The 18,846-nt window shown below is 72.4% G+C and carries 17 protein-coding genes; 8 read left to right on the forward strand and 9 right to left on the reverse strand.

Features of this window, described 5'->3' with window-relative positions; genetic code table 11:
- Positions 1 to 67 precede the first annotated feature (67 nt).
- On the reverse strand, positions 68 to 3,991 hold the full coding sequence (locus ABT123_RS13555) for an ABC transporter ATP-binding protein (RefSeq protein ID WP_502970947.1): 3,924 nt from the start codon (positions 3,989 to 3,991) through the stop codon (positions 68 to 70).
- Positions 3,992 to 4,108: 117 nt separating this feature from the next.
- On the opposite strand from ABT123_RS13555, the gene ABT123_RS13560 reads away from it, so the two are divergent.
- Together ABT123_RS13560 and ABT123_RS13565 are read left to right on the forward strand one after the other, a co-directional pair.
- Complete coding sequence (locus tag ABT123_RS13560; protein WP_351312918.1) at positions 4,109 to 4,492, forward strand: type II toxin-antitoxin system RelE/ParE family toxin; 384 nt, start codon at positions 4,109 to 4,111, stop codon at positions 4,490 to 4,492.
- Positions 4,492 to 4,836, forward strand: a complete 345-nt coding sequence (locus tag ABT123_RS13565) for a helix-turn-helix domain-containing protein (RefSeq protein ID WP_351312919.1) — start codon at positions 4,492 to 4,494, stop codon at positions 4,834 to 4,836. Before ABT123_RS13560 ends, ABT123_RS13565 begins: the two co-directional genes overlap by 1 nt.
- Before the next feature lie 6 nt (positions 4,837 to 4,842).
- On the opposite strand, the gene ABT123_RS13570 is transcribed toward ABT123_RS13565, so the two are convergent.
- Together ABT123_RS13570 and speB are read right to left on the reverse strand one after the other, a co-directional pair.
- A complete protein-coding gene (locus ABT123_RS13570; protein ID WP_351312921.1) occupies positions 4,843 to 6,525 on the reverse strand; it encodes a thiamine pyrophosphate-binding protein in 1,683 nt (560 codons plus the stop codon).
- Between the two features lie 7 nt (positions 6,526 to 6,532).
- Positions 6,533 to 7,504 carry an agmatinase gene (gene speB, locus ABT123_RS13575; protein WP_351312923.1) on the reverse strand — a complete coding sequence of 324 codons (972 nt, stop codon included), beginning with the start codon at positions 7,502 to 7,504 and terminating at the stop codon, positions 6,533 to 6,535.
- Positions 7,505 to 7,633: 129 nt separating this feature from the next.
- On the opposite strand from speB, the gene ABT123_RS13580 reads away from it, so the two are divergent.
- Complete coding sequence (locus ABT123_RS13580; RefSeq protein ID WP_351312925.1) at positions 7,634 to 9,307, forward strand: PucR family transcriptional regulator; 1,674 nt, start codon at positions 7,634 to 7,636, stop codon at positions 9,305 to 9,307.
- A 1-nt stretch (position 9,308) separates the two neighbouring features.
- On the opposite strand, the gene ABT123_RS13585 is transcribed toward ABT123_RS13580, so the two are convergent.
- Both ABT123_RS13585 and ABT123_RS13590 read right to left on the reverse strand, forming a co-directional pair.
- A complete protein-coding gene (locus ABT123_RS13585) occupies positions 9,309 to 9,719 on the reverse strand; it encodes a peptidase inhibitor family I36 protein (protein ID WP_351312927.1) in 411 nt (136 codons plus the stop codon).
- 116 nt (positions 9,720 to 9,835) lie between these two features.
- A complete protein-coding gene (locus ABT123_RS13590) occupies positions 9,836 to 10,102 on the reverse strand; it encodes a hypothetical protein (protein WP_351312928.1) in 267 nt (88 codons plus the stop codon).
- Positions 10,103 to 10,214: 112 nt separating this feature from the next.
- Between ABT123_RS13590 and ABT123_RS13595 the strand changes: the two genes are divergently transcribed.
- Both ABT123_RS13595 and ABT123_RS13600 read left to right on the forward strand, forming a co-directional pair.
- Positions 10,215 to 11,009: a helix-turn-helix domain-containing protein gene (locus ABT123_RS13595; RefSeq protein ID WP_351312929.1), complete on the forward strand. Its 795-nt coding sequence runs from the start codon at positions 10,215 to 10,217 to the stop codon at positions 11,007 to 11,009.
- Positions 11,002 to 11,202, forward strand: coding sequence for a DUF397 domain-containing protein (locus ABT123_RS13600; RefSeq protein ID WP_351312931.1), 201 nt, complete (start codon positions 11,002 to 11,004; stop codon positions 11,200 to 11,202). The genes ABT123_RS13595 and ABT123_RS13600 overlap by 8 nt, the downstream gene beginning before the upstream one ends.
- Here the strand turns inward: ABT123_RS13600 and ABT123_RS13605 are convergent.
- On the reverse strand, positions 11,189 to 12,967 hold the full coding sequence (locus tag ABT123_RS13605) for a caspase family protein (RefSeq protein WP_351312932.1): 1,779 nt from the start codon (positions 12,965 to 12,967) through the stop codon (positions 11,189 to 11,191). The two genes, ABT123_RS13600 and ABT123_RS13605, sit on opposite strands and share 14 nt — an antisense overlap.
- Positions 12,964 to 13,344, reverse strand: coding sequence for an effector-associated constant component EACC1 (locus ABT123_RS13610; RefSeq protein ID WP_351312933.1), 381 nt, complete (start codon positions 13,342 to 13,344; stop codon positions 12,964 to 12,966). Before ABT123_RS13610 ends, ABT123_RS13605 begins: the two co-directional genes overlap by 4 nt.
- Before the next feature lie 148 nt (positions 13,345 to 13,492).
- On the opposite strand from ABT123_RS13610, the gene ABT123_RS13615 reads away from it, so the two are divergent.
- The 3 genes from ABT123_RS13615 to tesB all read left to right on the forward strand — a co-directional run bounded on the left by ABT123_RS13615 (position 13,493) and on the right by tesB (position 16,655).
- Positions 13,493 to 14,509, forward strand: a complete 1,017-nt coding sequence (locus ABT123_RS13615) for an FUSC family protein (RefSeq protein ID WP_351312935.1) — start codon at positions 13,493 to 13,495, stop codon at positions 14,507 to 14,509.
- A 109-nt stretch (positions 14,510 to 14,618) separates the two neighbouring features.
- On the forward strand, positions 14,619 to 15,776 hold the full coding sequence (locus ABT123_RS13620) for an acyl-CoA dehydrogenase family protein (RefSeq protein ID WP_351312937.1): 1,158 nt from the start codon (positions 14,619 to 14,621) through the stop codon (positions 15,774 to 15,776).
- 6 nt (positions 15,777 to 15,782) lie between these two features.
- On the forward strand, positions 15,783 to 16,655 hold the full coding sequence (gene tesB, locus ABT123_RS13625; protein ID WP_351312939.1) for an acyl-CoA thioesterase II: 873 nt from the start codon (positions 15,783 to 15,785) through the stop codon (positions 16,653 to 16,655).
- Positions 16,656 to 16,716: 61 nt separating this feature from the next.
- On the opposite strand, the gene ABT123_RS13630 is transcribed toward tesB, so the two are convergent.
- Together ABT123_RS13630 and ABT123_RS13635 are read right to left on the reverse strand one after the other, a co-directional pair.
- Positions 16,717 to 17,529 carry a DUF4253 domain-containing protein gene (locus ABT123_RS13630; protein ID WP_351312941.1) on the reverse strand — a complete coding sequence of 271 codons (813 nt, stop codon included), beginning with the start codon at positions 17,527 to 17,529 and terminating at the stop codon, positions 16,717 to 16,719.
- A 41-nt stretch (positions 17,530 to 17,570) separates the two neighbouring features.
- On the reverse strand, positions 17,571 to 18,362 hold the full coding sequence (locus ABT123_RS13635) for a phosphatase (protein WP_351312943.1): 792 nt from the start codon (positions 18,360 to 18,362) through the stop codon (positions 17,571 to 17,573).
- Between the last annotated feature and the right edge of the window lie 484 nt (positions 18,363 to 18,846).

Genomic DNA, 18,846 nt, shown 5'->3' on the forward strand with positions numbered 1-18,846 from the left:
CGGTCGGTCGTACGTACAACCCATGTCCGTACGCACGTACGACGCACCGCCGGGCGGGATGGTTGCATCAGGCCGCGGCGTGCTCGTCCTCACCGATGAAAGTGCGCCACAGCTCGGCGTACTGTCCGCCGAGGGCCAGGAGTTCTGCGTGCGTGCCGTCCTCGACCACCCGGCCGCCGTCCATCACCACGACCCGGTCGGCACGGGCGGCGGTGGTGAGCCGGTGGGCCACCACCAGGGTGGTCCGCTTGCCGGCCAGCCGGTCGGTGGCCTGGTTGACCAGGGCCTCGGTCGCCAGGTCCAGGGCCGCGGTGGCCTCGTCGAGCAGCAGCACGTCCGGGTCGACGAGTTCGGCCCGGGCCAGTGCGATCAGCTGGCGCTGGCCGGCTGAAAGGTTCCTGCCCCGCTCGGTGACCGTGTGCAGGTAGCCGCCGTCCAGGGTGGCGATCATGTCGTGGGCGCCGACCGCGCGGGCGGCGGCCTCCACCTCGGCGTCGCTCGCGTCGGGCCGGCCGTACGCGATGGCGTCCCGGACCGTACCCGGGAAGAGGTACGACTCCTGGGGGACCACGCCCAGCCGGTGCCGGTAGGCCGTCAGGTCGAGCTCGCGCAGGTCGGTGCCGTCGGCGGTGACCCGGCCGGAAGTCGGGTCGTAGAACCGGGCGACCAGCTTGACCAGCGTGGACTTGCCGGCTCCGGTCTCGCCGACGAAGGCGACGGTCTGCCCGGCGGGGATCCGCAGGTCGATGCCGCCCAGCGCCTCGCCATTCTCCCCGCGCTCGTCGGCGGTCCCGTACCGGAACCGGACGTCTTCGAAGGCGATCTCGCCGCGGAGCTCGGCCGGCTCACGGGGCGCGGCAGGCAGCGGGGTGGTGGTGGGCTCCTGCAGCAGGCCCTGGATGCGGCCCAGCGAGACGGTGGCCTGCTGGTATCCGTCGAAGACCTGGGAGAGCTGCTGGACCGGGGCGAAGAACAGGTCGATGTAGAGGAGGTAGGCGACCAGCGCGCCGGTGGTCAGGGTGCCGGCCTCGACCCGGCCCGCGCCGACCACCAGGACGGCCGCCGCGGCGACCGAGGACAGCAGCTGGACGAAGGGGAAGTAGACGGATATCAGCCACTGGCCGCGGACCCGGGCCTGCCGGTAGGAGTCGCTGCGCTCGGCGAACCGGGCGGCCCCGGAGCGCTCGCGGCCGAAGGCCTGGACGATCCGCAGTCCGGAGACGGACTCCTGGAGGTCGGCGTTGACCAGGCTGACCCGGTCGCGGGCCAGCTCGTAGGCCTTGACGGACTTCCGGCGGAACACGATCGTGCCGACCACCAGCAGGGGCAGGGTGGCGAAGACGATCAGCGCGAGCTCGACGTCGAGGACGAGCAGGGCGATCAGGATCCCGAAGAAGGTGAAGACCGAGACCACCGCGGTGACCAGCCCGGTCTGCAGGAAGGTCGACAGGGCGTCCACATCGGTGGTCATCCGGGTCATGATCTTGCCGGTGAGTTCGCGCTCGTAGTAGTCCAGGCCGAGGCGCTGGAGCTGGGCGAAGATCTTGACGCGGAGCGCATAGAGGACGCGCTCGCCGGTCCGGCCGGTCATCCGGGTCTCGGCGAACTGGGCCACCCACTGGGAGAGGACCACGATCAGCGCGAGGCCGGCCGCGGCCCAGACCGCGCCGAGTGCGGCCTGCTCCACGCCGTCGTCGATGCCGTGCCGGATCAGGATGGGCAGCAGCAGGCCGGCGCCGGCGTCGATGGCGACCAGGCCGAGGCTGATGGCGAGCGGCGCCCAGAAGCCGCGCAGCAGTCGGCGCAGGCCGTAGCTCTCCTCCGGGGCGACGGCCTGCTGCTCGTCGACCTCGGGGCTGTCGGTGGCCGGCGGCAGCGCGGCGACCTGCGCGAGGAGTTCGGGGGTGGCCGGCATTCCGGCCACGGCGCCCGCCATGGAGTGGCCGGGGCCGGGGCCGGAGCCGGGCGCTCCGGAGCCGGCCTCGGTGCCGGGGGCGGTGCCGGGGCCGGGGCCCGGCTCCTGCCGTCGCCACAGTTCGGGGGTGACCCCGTCCACCAGCCTGCGCTTGGCGCTGACCGGCTCGGAGTCGATCTCCGCCTCGATCTCCAGATCGCGTTCGAGGAGCTCGCGCTCCAGGCCGGCGAGGACCGCGGCCTCGGTCTCGGGGGTGCGCGGGGATCCGGCGGCGAGCGCGTCGGGGTCGGTGAGCAGCCGGCGGAACAGCGCGGAGTCCCGCTCGAGTTCCTCGTACGTACCGAGGGCGTCGAGCCGGCCGTTGTCGAGTACGGCGATCCGGTCGGCGAGGGCCAGGGTGGAGCGGCGGTGGGCGATGAGGAGGGTGGTCCGGCCCGCCATCACCGAGCGCAGGGCCTCGTGGATCTCGTGTTCGACGCGGGCGTCGACGGCGGAGGTGGCGTCGTCGAGGAGCAGCAGGCGGGGGTCGGTCAGGATGGCGCGGGCCAGCGCGATCCGCTGCCGCTGGCCGCCGGAGAGGGTGAGTCCGTGCTCGCCGACCTTGGTGTCGTAGCCGGCCGGCAGGGCCTCGATGAACCCCTCGGCCTGGGCGGCGCGGGCGGCGGCCCGGATCTGCTCCTCGGTGGCTTCCGCGTGCCCGTAGGCGATGTTGGCGCGGACGGAGTCGGAGAACAGGAAGGAGTCCTCGGGGACCAGTCCGATGGCCGCCCGCAGGGAGGCGTGGGTGAGCTCGCGGACGTCGTGGCCGCCGACCCGGACGGTGCCGTGGGTGGCGTCGTAGAACCGGGGCAGGAGCAGCGAGACGGTGGACTTGCCGCTGCCGGAGGCGCCGACGACGGCGACGGTCTCGCCGGGCGCGATGCGCAGGGAGAAGCCGTCGAGGACGGGCCGCTCGGGGTCGTAGCCGAAGGAGACCTCGTCGAACTCGACGGTGGCGGGTGCGTCGGCGGGGAGTTCGACGGTGCCGTCCTGCATGGTCGGCTCGGTGTCGATGAGCTCCAGGACGCGCTCGACGCCGGCCCGGGCCTGCTGGCCGATGGTGAGGACCATGGCGAGCATCCGGACCGGGCCGACGAGCTGGGCGAGGTAGGTCGAGAAGGCGACGAAGGTGCCGAGGGTGACCTGGCCGCGGGTGGCCATCCAGCCGCCGAGGGCCAGCATGGCGACCTGGGCGAGGGCGGGCACGGCCTGGAGGGCGGGGGTGTAGCGGGAGTTGAGCCGGATGGTCCGCAGCCGGCCGGCGAACAGCCGGCGGCCGGCCTCGCGGAGCTTGCCGGTCTCCTGCTCCTCCTGGCCGAAGCCCTTGACCACGCGGACGCCGGTGACGGCGCCGTCCACCACGGTGGCGACGGCGGCGGCCTGGCCCTGGGCGTACCAGGTGGCGGGGAAGAGCTTCTTGCGGCTGCGTTTGGCGATGAACCAGAGGGCGGGGGCCATCAGCAGGGCGATGAGGGTCAGCAGCGGCGAGAGCCACAGCATGATCCCGAGGGATATCCCGAAGAGCAGGAAGTTGCCGATGGTCATCGGCAGCATGAAGAGCAGGCCCTGGATGAGCTGGAGGTCGCTGGTGGCCCGGCCGACGACCTGTCCGGTGGACAGCTCGTCCTGCCGCCGGCCGTCGAGCCGGGTGAGGGTGGCGTACATCTCGGTGCGGAGGTCGTGCTGCACGTCGAGGGCGAGCCGGCCGCCGTAGTACCTGCGGATGTACGTCAGGACGTACACGGCTATCGCGGCGGCTATGAGCATGCCGGCCCAGGGGCCCATGGGCTTGCTGCGGTCCCCGATGACATCGTCGATGATCACCTTGGTGACCAGGGGCACCACGGCCATCACGGCCATTCCGGCGAGCGAGGATCCGAGCGCGAGCAGTACGTTCGCCTTGTACCGCCAGGCATAGGCGGCCAGCCGCCTCCCCCAGCCCTGCCCTGTCCCGGCTGTCTCTGCCGCCGTCACGTGATGCCTCCCCGTCGGTCCAGTCCTGCCGGAAGCGCCAACACGGGCGGGGCCGGTTTTCATCCCGCTGCAACAATCGAACGGTTTGCTGCCGTCATGCCGCAACGGTTGTTCACCCCTTCGGGGGCTTTCCACCCATTCGGCCCAGCCATACACTGAGATGGCTATACGTTCCGCTATATGGACGAGCCATTCGACATCGAGATCGAGCCGGAGGTCCGGCTGTGGTTGATGAACCTCTCGGACGCCGACTACCTGGTGGCCGAGCATGTGGTCGGGCTGCTGCTCGACAGTCCCACCACTCTCGCCGAGCCGTATTCACGGCATCTGGGGAACGGGGTCCGTGAACTCCGGTTCGACCTGGGGCACGATCGTGCCGCTGTACGCATCTCGTACTGGCTCGCCCCCGGACGACGGATCGTCCTCCTGACGGTCTTCCGCAAGACGAAGCAGCGCGAGGAGGCCGAGGTGGCACGGGCGAAACTGGCCAAGGAACACTGCAAGGCCGAGCACGGTCACGCAACTGACGTCTACATCCGTGACACCAAGGACGGAGCGCTGTAATGGTCAGCCACGCTCAGTGGAAGCTCACCCGTGACAGGAAGATCGCTGAGGGGCTCACCGAAAGCCCCGAGGTGACCAGGCACCGCGAGGAGATCCGACTCGCGTTCGACCTCGGGCAGGCCGTCTACGACCGGCGGACCGAGCTCGGGATCTCACAGACCGAGCTGGCCCGGCGGGCCGGGATGACGCAGCCGCAGGTCTCCAAGCTGGAGCTCGGCGGCACCGTGCCGACCGTGCCGCTGCTCGCCCGGCTCGCCCGAGCCATGGAGTCCGAGCTGAACCTCAAACTGGTCGGCGAAACCTCCCAGGTGGAGTTCACCGCCGTCGAGCACGAAGCGGCCTGAGCCCGCTCACACGTGCGTGGGGGCAAACATCCGGAGGGTGGTCGGGAGGACCAGGAGGGAGGGGCCCGGGGTGGTGAGGGCGTGGGTGAGGTCGGCGGCCAGGGTGTCCGGGGTGGTGGTGGCGGCCGGGACGCCGAAGGAGGCCGCCAGGGCGACGAAGTCCGGGCGGGTGAGCTCGGTCGCGGTGGGCCGGCCGTACGCGTCGGTCATGTACTCGCGCAGGATGCCGTAGCCGCCGTCGTCCACGATCAGCCAGGTGATGTCCAGATCGTGCTGCTTCGCGGTGGCCAGTTCCGCGATCGAGTACATCGCACCGCCGTCGCCGGAGACCGCCAGGACCGGCGTGCCCGGTTCGGCGACGCACGCGCCCAGCGCGGCCGGGAAGGCGTAGCCCAGCCCGCCCGCGCCCTGCGCAGAGTGCATGGTGTTGGGGTGGCGCGCGTCGAAGGCCGACCAGGCCCAGTACGACAGGATCGTCATGTCCCAGAAGGACGGGGAGCGGGGCGGCAGCGCCGACCGGATCGAGGTCAGGAGCTGCTGCTCCAGCGCGAGGTCCTGGCCGGCGAGGCGGTCCCGGATCTCGGCGAGGACCAGCCGGACCCGCTCCGGCGCGTGCGGGTCCTCACGCTCGCCGGCCGTCTCCAGCAGCGCCTGCAGGGCAAGGCGCGCATCGGCGTGGATGCCCAGCGCGGGGTGGTTGGACTCCAGCTTGCCGAGGTCCGCCTCGATCTGGATCACCCGGCCGCCGGGGAAGAAAGTGTGGTAGTTCGAGGACAGTTCGCCCAGGCCCGAGCCGACCACCAGCAGAACGTCCGCGTCCTCCAGGAAGTCGGTCATATGGCGGTCCTCCAGCCAGGACTGGAGAGACAGCGGGTGGGTCCACGGGAAAGCGCCCTTGCCGCCGAAGGTGGTCACCACCGGAGCGTTGAGCCGTTCCGCCAGCTGCCGCAGCTTCTTCGCCGCATCGGAGCGGATGACACCGCCGCCCGCGATGATCACCGGGCGGGCCGCCGTCTGAAGCCAGTGCGCGGCCAGGGCAGTCAGCTCGGGGCGCGGGGCGAGCTCGTGCGGGGTCGCGTCCCCGACCGTGACCTGCGGGATTACGGTCTCCGCCCGCAGCACGTCCTCGGGGATCTCCACCCAGACCGGGCCGTGCGGGGCGGTGAGCGCGGACTCCCAGGCCTCGGTGATCACCGAGGGGATCTGGGACTGGGACCGGGCGATGTGGACCGACTTCACCACCTCGCGGAAGGAGGCCGCCTGGTCCCGCAGCTCGTGCAGATGGCCGCGCCGGCCGCCGCCCAGGCCGGCCGTCGGCACCTGGGAGGAGATGGCCAGTACGGGCGCGGAGGCGGCAGCCGCCTCCGCGAGGGCCGGCAGGGCGGTCAGCGCGCCCGGCCCGGTGGACAGCAGCAGCGGGGTCGCCTCGCCGGTGAGCCGCCCGTACGCATCGGCCGCGAACCCGGCGTTGTTCTCCACCCGCAGGGTGATCAGGCGCAGGTCGGAGCGGCCGACGGCGTCGAAGACGGCGAGCGCGTGCTGCCCGGGGATGCCGAACACGGTGGTCGCGCCCAGGCCGCGCAGCGTTTCCACGACCAGGTCTCCGCCGGTCCGGCCCGGCGGCGGCGCGAGCGCCGCCGCCCGCTGGGCCTCGGTGGGACGGAGTACCAGGTCGTGGTCGTGGGTCACGCGCGTGTCAGCCCTTCGGGTTCGCCTTCGCAGCCGCGATCTGCCGCGACATGATCGTCGTCAGCTCGTACGCGGTGTGCGAGGCCGCGACCGAGGTGATCTCGGCGTGATCGTACGCCGGGGCCACCTCCACGACGTCCGCGGAAACCAGGTTGCAGGAGGACAGACCGCGGATGATCTCCAGCAGCTCGCGGGAGGTCATACCGCCGGCCTCCGGCGTGCCGGTGCCGGGCGCGTGGGCCGGGTCGAGCACGTCGATGTCGATGGAGATGTACAGCGGGCGGTCGCCGATGCGCTGGCGCAGCTGGTCGGCGACCTCGTCGGCGCCACGGCGGTAGACATCGGCCGAGGTCACGATGCCGAAGCCCATCTTGGCGTCGTCGTCGAGGTCCTGCTTGCCGTAGAGCGGACCTCGGGTGCCGACGTGGGACAGCGCCTCGGTGTCGAGGATGCCCTCCTCCACGGCGCGCCGGAACGGGGTGCCGTGGGTGTACTCGGCGCCGAAGTAGGTGTCCCAGGTGTCCAGGTGGGCGTCGAAGTGGAGCAGGGCCACCGGGCCGTGCTTCTTCGCCACCGAGCGGAGCAGGGGCAGCGCGATGGTGTGGTCGCCGCCGAGGGTCATCAGGCGGGAGCCGGCGTTCAGCAGGTCGTCGGCGGCGGCCTCGACCGTCTCGACGGCCTCGTTGATGTTGAAGGGGTTCACCGCGATGTCACCGGCGTCGGCGACCTGCGCCAGGGCGAAGGGGGAGGCGTCCTGGGCCGGGTTGTACGGGCGCAGCAGGCGGGAGGCCTCGCGGATGGCGTTGCCGCCGAAGCGGGCGCCGGGGCGGTAGGAAACGCCGGAGTCGAAGGGCACGCCGACCACGGCGACATCGGCGGAGCCGACCTCGTCGAGGCGGGGCAGCCGGGCGAAGGTGGCCGGCCCGGCGTACCGCGGGATGCGGGAGGAATCGACGGGGCCGCGCGGCTGCGTGCTCATGGGGGTGCCTTCTTCCTGACGGTGCTGCGGTGATGCGGGTGGTGCGGTCTTTCGAGCGTAAGCGGCCCGGACGGGGCCGCGAAGTGTACGTTTTATCTATTGCGCGGCACTGAAATGTACGGAGCATCCATGCGAAACCCGCCCGTCGAGCCTCCGGCCACGCCACCGACGCCGCCGGTGGGCCTGGGCGCGCTGCTCGGCGAGCGGGAGCTCGGGCTGCGGCTGGTCGCCGGGCCGCCGGAGGCTGCCGTGCATGGCGTGCACGCCTCCGAGATGGCCGACCCGACCCCGTACCTGCTGGGCGGCGAGCTGCTGCTCACGGCGGGCGCCTGGGCCGGGGACCCGGCGGAGTACGTGGCCCGGCTGGCCCGCGCCGGGGTCGCGGCGCTCGGCTTCGGCGTGACCCCGGTCCACGAACGGGTACCGGAACCGCTGCTCACCGCGTGCGGGGCGGCGGGGCTGCCGCTGGTGGAGGTGGAGCCGGGCACGCCGTTCACGGCGGTTGCCCGTACGGTGTGGCGGCTGATGGCGGAAGCCCGTACGCGGGAACTGCGCCGGGTGACGACGGCCCAGCAGTCCCTCGCCGCAGCCGCCGCCCGCCCGAACCCGGTCCCTGCGGTACTGACCCGCCTGGCGGCGGCACTGGGCGGCCACGCCGAACTCCTGCCGGGCGGGGCCCGACGGGAGGGGGCGCCGGTCGCGCCGGGCTCGGCCCAGTCGGCCGGGGGCCGGGCCGGGGAGGCTCCGGGCTCGGCCGAGCGGGGCGGCAACCGGCCCGAGAGGGCGCCGGGCCGGCCGGGCCGGGCGCCGGGCTCCGTCGCGGCGGCGCCCGGCGGGCGGGCTGGGGAGGCTCCGGGCGTAACCGGCCGGGCTGCAAGTGTGGCCGGGCGGGTGCCACCGCCGGAGGCGCGTGCCGCGCTTGCCGCGCTCGCGGTGCGGGTGGGTGGCTCCGGGCCGGCCACGGCCACGGACACCGCCGCGGGCTGGCACCTCTCCGCGTACGCCCTCACCCGCCGCCCGGAGGGCGCGGACGCCCCGGAGCCGCCGGGGCCCGGAGCCGGGCCGGTCGCCAGTCCCGTACTCGGGGTGGCCGTCCCCGGTGAGCGGCGGGCCGGGGACCGCACCATCGCCTCCATCGCCGCCGTGCTGCTGAGCCTGCTCACCGCCGAGCGGCCCGCCACGCCCGGCCCCGAGGCCGCCGCCCTGACCCGGGTCCTGCTCGGCGACCCCGGCGCCGGGGTCGGCGGGCTGCCCGGCTCCGGGCCTTGGACCGTCGTACACGCCTCCGGTGACGGGGACCCGACCGCCCTGGCCGCCTCCCTGGGCACCGCCCTGGTGGACCCGGGCCCCGGCCCCGGCGCCGTACGCCTGATCACCGACCGGGATCCGGCCCCGCAGCCGGGCTGGCGGCTCGGTGTCAGCGCGCCCGCCGGAGCCGGGGACCTGGTCTCGGCGGACGCCCAGGCGGCCGGCGCCCTGCGTCGCGCCGAGGCGGCCCGCGCCCCGCTGGCCCGCCACCACGAGGGCGGCCTCGCCTCCCTGGTCCCGGCCGCCGCGGCCGAGGCCCACGCCACCGCCCTGCTCGCCCCGCTCAACCCGGCCCTGCGCGAGACCCTGCGCGCCTGGCTGGCCCACCACGGCAGCTGGGACCGCACGGCCACCGCACTCGGCGTCCACCGCAACACCGTCCGCCAGCGCATCACCCGCTGCGCGGCCCTGCTGGCCCGCGACCTGGACGACCCGGACGTCCGGATGGAGCTGTGGTTCGCCCTGTCGCGCCGCCAAGGGCTTGCCGATCGGTAAGTCAGCAGAACTTGAAAGAGCTGATCTTGTTGTCGATCCACCCCGGCACAGTGGCCCACTGTTCCCACGGGCCGATCCTGAACTGGTTGCCGCCGTACCAGTTGTGCTCGTAGAAGCAGATGCTGCGCCCGGTGTTGTTCTTGATGGATGACGCGGTGTCCTGCATGCCGGCGCCCGCCTGAATTTTGCCCATGTCACCTATGTTCTGGTCCGACGCGATCCCCGGCCACCACGAACCGTCGTCCTGGTAGTTGGGGCTGGCCCACAGGCAGACGTAGTTCTGGTAGCACTGGCCAGGGCGGCCGACGTTCTTGAACACAGTGGCGCTCGCGGGTGTGGCCGTGATTCCGATGAAACCGATCAGTGCGGCAGCCCCGGCCGCGGACTGCAAAAAGAATCTACGCATAGCCATTTCCATTCCTTTTCGCTCGCCAACTCACCCCTGTCGGGATTTCATTTGTACGGCGGAGCGGACCGCAACGGTTGACTCTCCGCGCCCAGCCCTGTTCCAGGAGCGCAAGGCAAGGCTTAACGGTCGCCCCGGCTCACCGCGATCCTGTGCACATCGCGCAGCGCCTCGTTCATCCGGCCGGCCAGGAAGTGGAGTTGGTCGCGCGTGGCGCGCCGGTCGGCGAGCATGTCCTCGGCGTGCTCGATGAGACTCGCGGCCATGCCGAGCTGTACGAGCTCGATCTTGTCTGCGTACCGGGAGAGGAACCCGGCCCCGTCCCCGACGAGATAGCACGGCTTCTCGTCCGTCCCGGCCCACGGCAACAGCCTGCCGATTCCGTCCACGTCGCGGCTCCCTTTCTCCGTCTGTAACGATCCACTCACACAGTGAGACGGGGCGGAGTAGGCTCGCCAGGGGGTAGGGCGTGACATCACCGCCGTCACATGGGAGTTGGCAATGGGCAGCATCTACGGCGACTGGCTGAGGGCGCAGCGGGAGGCCGCGGGCCTGACGCAGCAGGAATTGGCCAACCGGGCGATCATGACGCGTTCGCACATCGCCCATATCGAGGGAGGCCGCCGCATCCCGTCCCGGGAGGACGCCAGCCGCCTGGACCGGGCGCTGGGCACGGGGGATGTGCTGGCCAGTTTCCTGCCGCAGGACGACGACACGATCGCGGACTACTTCGAACCAGCGCGGCAGCTGGAACAGCAGGCCGTGGAAATCCGAGAGTTCGCGCATTCCTACGTGCCGGGCATCCTCCAGACGGAGAGGTACGCGCGCTCGGTGATCGGTGCCGCGTTCCCCCCGAAGAGTGAAGCGGAGCGTGACAGGCACGTCGTCACACGGCTTGAACGGGCGAAGATCCTCGACGACCCGGTGACGCCCGTAATGTGGGTCCTGCTTGACGAAGCAGCACTGCGGCGCCCCATCGGCAGCCCACAAGTCATGGCCGAGCAGATCAGGTACCTCATTGAGTTGACCGAGAGGGACCGAATCCGCACACATGTGATTTCGCTGAGCGTCGGAACGTACCCACTTCTTCAGGGCATGCTCTCGCTGATGTGGTTCGAAGACCAGCCGCCCGCCGCCTACAGCGAAGGCATTTCCACTGGCAGGGTGCACGATTCACCAGAGCTGGTACGGCAGTTGCAAGCCAGATACTCTCTGGCCCTGGGTGACGCACTCCCTCTGCGGGAGTCCCTGGCCCTCATGAGGACGATCGCGGAGGAACACGAGCAGCATGAATGAGCACATCGTGCCGGACGCCAGCACCCTGACCGACTGGCGCAAGTCGTCCTACAGCGGGGAGGAATCCGGCAGCTGCATCGAAGTCAGCGACACCCACCCCACCGCCGTGCCCGTCCGGGACTCCAAGAACCCGAACGGGCCCGCCCTCCTCATCCCCGCCACCGCGTGGGTCGCGTTCGTCAACGCGCTGTAGCCCCCGCCCCGCCGAGCAATCGCATGCTCTCCCGCTCCACCGCCACCCGCCCGTACTTGTTGACCAGCGCGAGGTAGAACAGCCCCGGCGCGGTCGGTGACCACAGGCCGGACCGCTCGGGGTCGAAGATGAAGCGGATGACCGGCTCGATCTCGAAGTCGACGAGCTCGTGCCGGTCGTGCTCCCACTTGTCGGAGACCCCCCGCGAGCGCCGCTCGACGAACTCCCGCGAGGTGACCCGCCGCAGCTTGGCCAGGAACAGGGCGCCCCACTGGTGGGTGCTCTTGTCGATGGTCAGCGCCAGCATGCTCAGCCGGTACTCGTCCGCGCTCAGCGCCAGTTCCTCGCTGAGCCCGCGGCGGGCCACGCCGAAGATGCTGGGCGCCTGGCGGGCCGCGTTGTCGACCACCCGGGACAGCGCCTCGTTGGCCGAGGAGTTCCAGGTGCCCGGGTGCGAGCCCACCATCTGGCTGCGCCGCGAGACGATCAGCTTCTCGTCGCGCGTGATCACAGCCACGTTCGTCCCGAACGACGAGCTCATGAACGGCTCGACGTCCAGCGGGTCCTCGTGCGGGTCGATGTACCGGCTCTTCGGCGTGCTGCCGTCCCGGAACTGCCGGTCGAGCTGCTGGGTGGCCAGGAAGGTGTAGTAGTCGGAGTTCTGGAACTGGATGTAGATCTCCGGGGACTCGGTCTCGGCGACCCGCCCGATCGTGATCCGCTCGACCGCGTAATTCAGCCCGTTCCAGAAGTACGGCTTGCCCGCCGCCTTGAGCCCGTCCTGCTCCACCGCGATCTCGTCCCGCCATTCGGCGAGCTCGTCCGGCAGTTCCACGTCCTCGTCCACGGCCCGCACATGCAGGGAGGTCTCGGGGATGACGCTTTCCCCGTCCCCTTCCACGATGAGCAGGTCCGTCCGCATCGGCCCCCACGTGAAGGGCTCCCACGAGGCGCTCGACCCGGACGGGGAAGCCGCGGAAGCGCCCGGCGCGGCGGACACCGGGGCGGCCCCGGCCGCCGCGCCCGCCCGGTTGCGTACGAGGGCCAGCTGGCCGCCCAGCGCGTGGTTGTGCCGGTCCGGCTGGGGGAAGCCCTGCGCGACCAGGCCGCGGCTGACCCGATGGAAGATCGTGTCCATGTCCAGCACCTCGGCGGCACCCTCGATGCCCGTTTCGAGGGTGCGGACGAGCTCCCCGGTGAACGCGGTGTACTCCGCGCCCGTCGGTGCCTTCGCGAGCGGACGGCTCGGACTGGTGGCGGCCCACACCACCGTGCCCTGCACGTCGGTGTTCACCGACCCCATCACGCTCGCCGTGGTCTCGCTGGCGGCCCGCCCGCTGTAGCAGCAGTCGAGGACGATGATCCGCTGGGCGGCCTGCGCCTGCCCCATCAGCACGGCGCGGCGCACCCACTCGTAGTGGACGGCGTTGTACCGCTCGGAGCCGGGCCGGTGCCGGGTGCCGGTCAGGCCGAGGTAGAGGCCGTCCTCGTCGGCGAAGCCGTGGCCGGCGTAGTAGAAGATCAGGGTGTCCGTGGCCCGGTCGGCGGCCGATTCCAGCGCGGCCATCACCTCGTCCGCGTTGCCCGGGTCGCGTACGACCTGGCAGTGCGAGGGCGGCAGGCCCAGGTGGTCGGGGCTGACCAGGATCCGGTGCAGCGCCCTGAGGTTGCTCTCCACCGAGTCCAGGGCGGGGTGGTGGTCGTAGCGGGAGACGCCGACGAGTACCGCCCGTGAGCGCTCGACGTCGGGAAGCCTGGAGCTCATCGGCGCCCCTCCCCCGCGTCGACCCCTTCCTCGGCACCCTCCGCCGGCTCCGCCGACTCGAGCAGGGCCAAGACCTGGTCGGCGTCGGGGCGCTCGGGCAGTTCCCGCTCCCGGCCGCCGGAGCGGAGCGTGCGGGACCGGGCACGGGGGCGGGTGCCCAGCCAGGTGGCGAGGGAGACTGCGAAGCCGCCGAGGGCGGCGGCGTCCGCGATGACCACGTGGACGGCCTCGAGGACGCCTCCCATGGTCTCCGGCTCCTCCGCGTCCACCAGCCGGATGACCATGCCCCGTAGCTGGGGGTCCGCGCGCAGCCAGGCGCGTAACGCCCGCAGCTCGGCGTCGTCCCCCTGCCCGGCGCTCAAGATCTCGATTTCCATCTGTAACCCCACCCCCGTGGCCCCACGAGATCAAACCTGCCCGTGCCAGGATTCAAGCCGCCCGGACCACGGTCAATAGCCCGTCTGGCCACGACGTCGGCGGTGTCCCGGGCCCGCCGGACGGCCCCACCGCCCTACGATGCCCGATATGCCCGGTACGCCTAGCGCATGGAACCGCGCCCTCCGTGAGCGTGTGGCGCCGGCCGCCCGGCTGGTCGTGTGCGCCGCCGTCCCCTGGTACCTGTGCGTGTGGCTCGGCACGAGCACGGCGCCCGTGCCCGCCGCCCTGCCGGCCGTGCTGATCCTGCGCGCGGACCTGTTCGCCGCGCCCCGGCTGGCCCTGGAGCGCCTGGTGGGGGTGGTCGTGGGCGTGCTGCTCAGCGTGACCGTGCTGCACTGGCTGCCGGTGTCCTCGGCCTCGTTCATGCTCGTGCTGGTGTGCGGTACCGCCGGGATGTACCTGATGCGGCACGACGGCTCCCCCAACCAGCAGGTGCTGATCACCGCGCTGATGATCTACACCACCCCGGCGGCCGGCTACCCGCTGGCCCGCCTGGTGGAGAGCGCGGTCGGCATCGCCGTCGTGGCCCTCCTCGGCCCGCTGCTGTGGCCGCCCGACCCCTACCGGGAGGCGGCGGCGGGCCTGGAGGCGTACCGCACGGACCTCGCCGCCCGCCTGGAGCGGATCTCCGGACAGCTCCGCACGACCCCGGCCTCGACCTCGAGCCCGGCCCCTGGCGGGCGCGCCCCCGAGTCCTTCGCCCTGTGGCACCGCCCGTACGAGCTGTCCGCCGCCCTGGACGTCAGGGCGCGCCGCCTCCATCTGCCCGCCGCACCGCCGGACGGCCTGCGCGACCGGCTGCGGCTGGCCGGGCGTACGGCGCTCAGCCTCCAGTACTTCACCCGGGAACTGGAGGTCTGGCCGCCCGCCGCGGACCCCGGCGACCGGGCCGTGCGCGAGCTCGCACCGGTGCTGGAGGCCACCGCCCGGGCCCTGGACACGGCCCTGCGCGGCGGCGACCACTCGGCCGAGCTGCGCCGCGCCATGGAGCTGGAGGCCGCGCACCGGGCCGCCCACCCCGGGAGCGGTGACGCCCTCCTCCGCTCCGGGCTCCACCTCACCCACCAGGCCCTCGCCGGGCAGCCCCCCGCACCCGGCCCCTGAGGCACCCACGGCCCCCGGCTCTGGACACGCCCGACAACCCGCCGGTAACTTATGTATGAGCAAGCGCTTAGACATAAGCGGCGGACCGCCGCGACGAAGGGAGCCGGCCGTGCGCCGTACGGTATTCAACGAGGACCACGAGGCGTTCCGCGAGACGATCCGCGCCTTCATCGAGGCCGAGGTCGTCCCCGTCTACGACGAGTGGTTCGCGGCCGGCCAGGCGCCGCGCGACTTCTACTACAAGCTCGGCGAGCTGGGCGTCTTCGGCATCAACGTGCCCGAGGAGTTCGGCGGCGCGGGCCTGGACACGCACAAGTTCGAGGCCGTGCTCTACGAGGAGACCTCGCGCGCGGGCGTCAACTTCGGCGGCTCCGGCGTGCACGTCCTGCTCGCCCTGCCCTACATCAAGATGCTCGCCACCGACGAGCAGAAGAAGCGCTACCTGCCGAAGTTCGTCTCCGGCGAGGAGATGTGGGCCCTGGCCATGACCGAGCCGGGCACCGGCTCGGACGTCGCGGGCATGAAGACCACCGCCAAGCTCTCCGAGGACGGCACCCACTACGTCCTCAACGGCGCCAAGACCTTCATCACCGGCGGCGTGCACGCCGACCGCGTGATCGTCTGCGCCCGGACCTCCGCCCCGAGCGAGCAGGACCGCCGCTTCGGCATCTCCCTCTTCGCCGTGGACACCAAGTCCGAGGGCTACTCCATCGGCCGCAAGCTGGACAAGCTCGGCCTGCGCACCTCCGACACCGCCGAGCTGGCGTTCGTCGATGTGAAGGTGCCGGTCGAGGACCTGCTCGGCGAGGAGAACAAGGGCTTCTACTACCTCGGCGCCAACCTGCCCTCCGAGCGCTGGGGCATCGCCTTCGGCGCGTACGCGCAGGCCAAGGCCGCCATCCGGTTCGCCCAGCAGTACGTGACGGAGCGCACCGTCTTCGGCAAGCCGGTCGCGCACTTCCAGAACACCAAGTTCGAGCTGGCCGCCTGCCAGGCCGAGGTGGACGCCGCCGAGGCCGTCGCCGACCGCGCCCTGGAGGCCCTGGACGCCGGCGAGCTGACCGCCGCCGAGGCCGCCTCCGCGAAGCTGTTCTGCACCGAGGTCGCGCACCGGGTCATCGACAAGTGCCTCCAGCTGCACGGCGGCTACGGCTACATGAACGAGTACCCGATCGCCCGCCTCTACGCCGACAACCGCGTGAACCGCATCTACGGCGGCACCAGCGAGGTCATGAAGTCGATCATCGCCAAGTCGATGGGCCTGTAAGCAGCCTTGAACGCAGCACTCGGCGAACTCCTCGATCTGCTCGACCTCGAGCAGATCGAGGAGAACATCTTCCGCGGTACCAGCCGTTCGGCGCTGGTACCGCGGGTCTTCGGCGGTCAGGTCGCGGCCCAGGCACTGGTCGCGGCCGGCCGCACCGTGCCCGAGGACCGCACCGCGCACTCGCTGCACTCGTACTTCCTGCGCGCCGGGGACCCGGGCGCGCCCATCGTCTACTCGGTGGACCGGATCCGCGACGGGCGCTCCTTCACCACCCGCCGGGTGGTCGCGGTCCAGCACGGCCAGCCGATCTTCCACCTCTCCGCGTCCTTCCAGACGTACGAGGAGGGGCTGGACCACCAGGCCGCCATGCCGGCCGCGCCGGACCCGGAATCGCTGCCCACGGCCGCCGAGTCGTTGCCCCTCTACCGGGAGACCTTCCGGGATCCGGGCACGGTGGAGCGGCTGCTGGAGGCGCGGGGCGCGGTGGACCTGCGGTACGCCACCACCCCGCCGTGGGGCTCGGTCGGCGAACCGATCGAACCCCACACCCAGGTCTGGTTCCGTACGGCGGGCAAGCTCGCCGACGATCCGCTGCTGCACGTCTGCCTGGCCACCTACGTCTCGGACATGACCCTGCTCGACTCGGTACTGCTGGCCCACGGGCGGGGCGGCTGGGCGGTCGGCGACGTGGTCGGGGCCTCGCTGGACCACGCCATGTGGTTCCACCGGCCGTTCCGGGCCGACGAATGGCTGCTGTACGACCAGGAGTCGCCGTCCGCGCACGGCGGGCGGGGTCTGGGCCAGGCCCGCATCTACACCCAGGACGGGCAGCTGGCGATCACCGTCATCCAGGAGGGCGTGGTCCGCGTCCCGCGCTGACCCGGACCGCTCTGGCCCCGACCGCGCCGACCCTGACCGCGCTGACCCCCACGCAGCGCGGTCAGTCCCACCAGAAGGTCCACTCCCCGGTCCCCGGCAGTTCCTGCGCGTACTCCCGGAGGCTGCCGGCCCCCTGCCAGACCAGGTCGGGGCAGAAGGCGAAGTGCTCGGCGGCCACCGCGAGGGCCTCGGCGGAGGTGCGGGGCGGGGCCGCGACCGACAGCTCCAGCACGTCGTACCCGAGGGCGACCACGCGGGCGCCGTAGCGCTCCTCCCAGGACCGCAGGACCGCGCTGATCCTGGCGGTGTCGTTCTCGTGGTTGGTGGGACCGGTCCAGCCGATCGCGGCGGGTATGTCGGCGCTGCGGTCGGCCGGGACGAGCCCCAGCCGGGGATTGCGGAGCCGCCCCTCGGCGAGCAGCGCCTCCGCCGTCCCGGCCGCCACGGCCTCCGGCCCGGCGGCGCCGTCCGCGGCATCCGCTGCGTCTGCGGAGGGCACACCGGGCGCGGCCAGCCCCGCCCAGCTGCGGCCGAACGGGGCGATCAGCTCCGCGCCCTCCCCCTCCGGGTCCTCGTCCTCTTCCTCGTCCGGGACGACGGCCTCCCAATACTCGCGCAGCACCACCTCGACGTGGTGGTCGTCGGGGTCGGACATCCGGGCGGGGTACAACCGCTCCTCCCACCACCGCTCGGGTCCGTGGGTGTCGTGGAGCAGTACGGGCAGCAGCCCGGCCGGAACCGCCCCCGGGCGCCGGGACAGCGCCCAACTGCCGGGCCCGGGCGGCCCGTCGGACAGCCACAGCAGCGGTGTGCCGTCCTGCACGATCGGCGAGCCGGACGGCAGGGCGGACAGGGGATGCGAAGGCGTCGTCATGGCCCCGACCGTACCGACGGCCACTGACATCGCCGGACCGGTCAGGCGTCGGTCTCGGCGAGGCCGGCCGTGCCCAACAGGTAGGCGACGAGGGGGTCGTAGTAGCGGGGGTCGCGGACGTGGTCGTCCAGCGGGACGGCGACTTGGAGGGTGCCCTCCGCCTCGCCGAGGAACAGCGCCGGGTCATTGCAGTCCGCGTAGCCGACCGCGTCGAGGCCGCGCTGGGCGGCACAGCCCGCCCAGCCGTGGTCGGCGACGACCAGGTCCGGCTGGGGCCGGCCGGCCGCGGCCAGGCCGTCGAGGATCGCCGCCATCGGCTCCGGCGAATGGGTGTGCCACAGGGTCGCGCCGCGCTCCAGGACGGCCACGTCGGCGAACTGCCACACCGAGCCCTCGTCCGCGGTGAGCCCGGAGGGGATGACCACGATCTCGCAGCCGGCCGCTCGCAGAGCCGCGGCGGTGGCCCGGTGGACGTCCAGCAGGCCGCCCGGGTGGCCGGTGGCCAGCAGAACGCTCTGCTGGTCCAGCGCCGCCTTCCGCAGCCGGGCCGCCATCCGGTCCAGCCCGTCCACGGTCAGCTCGGGGTCGATGGTGTCCTGCCCGAACCGGTGGGCCGGGTCGTCGACCACGCCGACGCGCTCGGCCATCACGGCGAGCACGTCCTGCTCGTCGGTCCAGCGGTCGCCCAGTTCCAGCCCCAGCCAGTAGTGGCGGTCGCCGTTGGCGAGCTTGCGGTAGTGGGAGAGGTTGTTCTCCCGGGGCGTCGCCACATGGCCCGCGATACGGGTCCGGACGAGGTGGTCGATGAGTTCCGCGCGGCTGGGTATCGGCATGACCCCCATTCTGCCGCCGCCCACCCGGACCCGTACGTTCCGTCCCGCCAACCGGGACGCGCCGCGCAACCGGCCCGTCCCCTCCGGACCCCGGCAGCACCCCAGCCGGGCCCGGTCCGGCACCCGCGGCGGCCTCAGCCGACCTCGGAGCGCCCCAGCCGGCCCCCAACCGCCCGGACGACCAGACGGCCTACGCGGCCCCGGGCGATGAGCTGTCCTGATACGGCCGAAGCAGCCCCAGGCCATCGGGACGGGCCTCAGACAGCCGGGACGGCCCCAGGCCGTCGGAGCGGCCCCGGGTGACAGGGCGGCCTCAAGCGGCCGATGCGGCCCCAAGCGGTCGGCGAGGCGCCAGGCGCCGGCACGGCCCCAGGTGATCGAGCGGCCCCGGGCGGCCGACGAGGCCCCAGCCAAGCGGCGCGGGCTCAGGCGGTCGGCGAGGCGCCAGGCGGCCGGGACGGCCCCAGGCCGTCGGAGCGGCCCC

The organism is Streptomyces sp. NPDC002054 (assembly GCF_040296685.1).
Classification (GTDB): domain Bacteria; phylum Actinomycetota; class Actinomycetes; order Streptomycetales; family Streptomycetaceae; genus Streptomyces.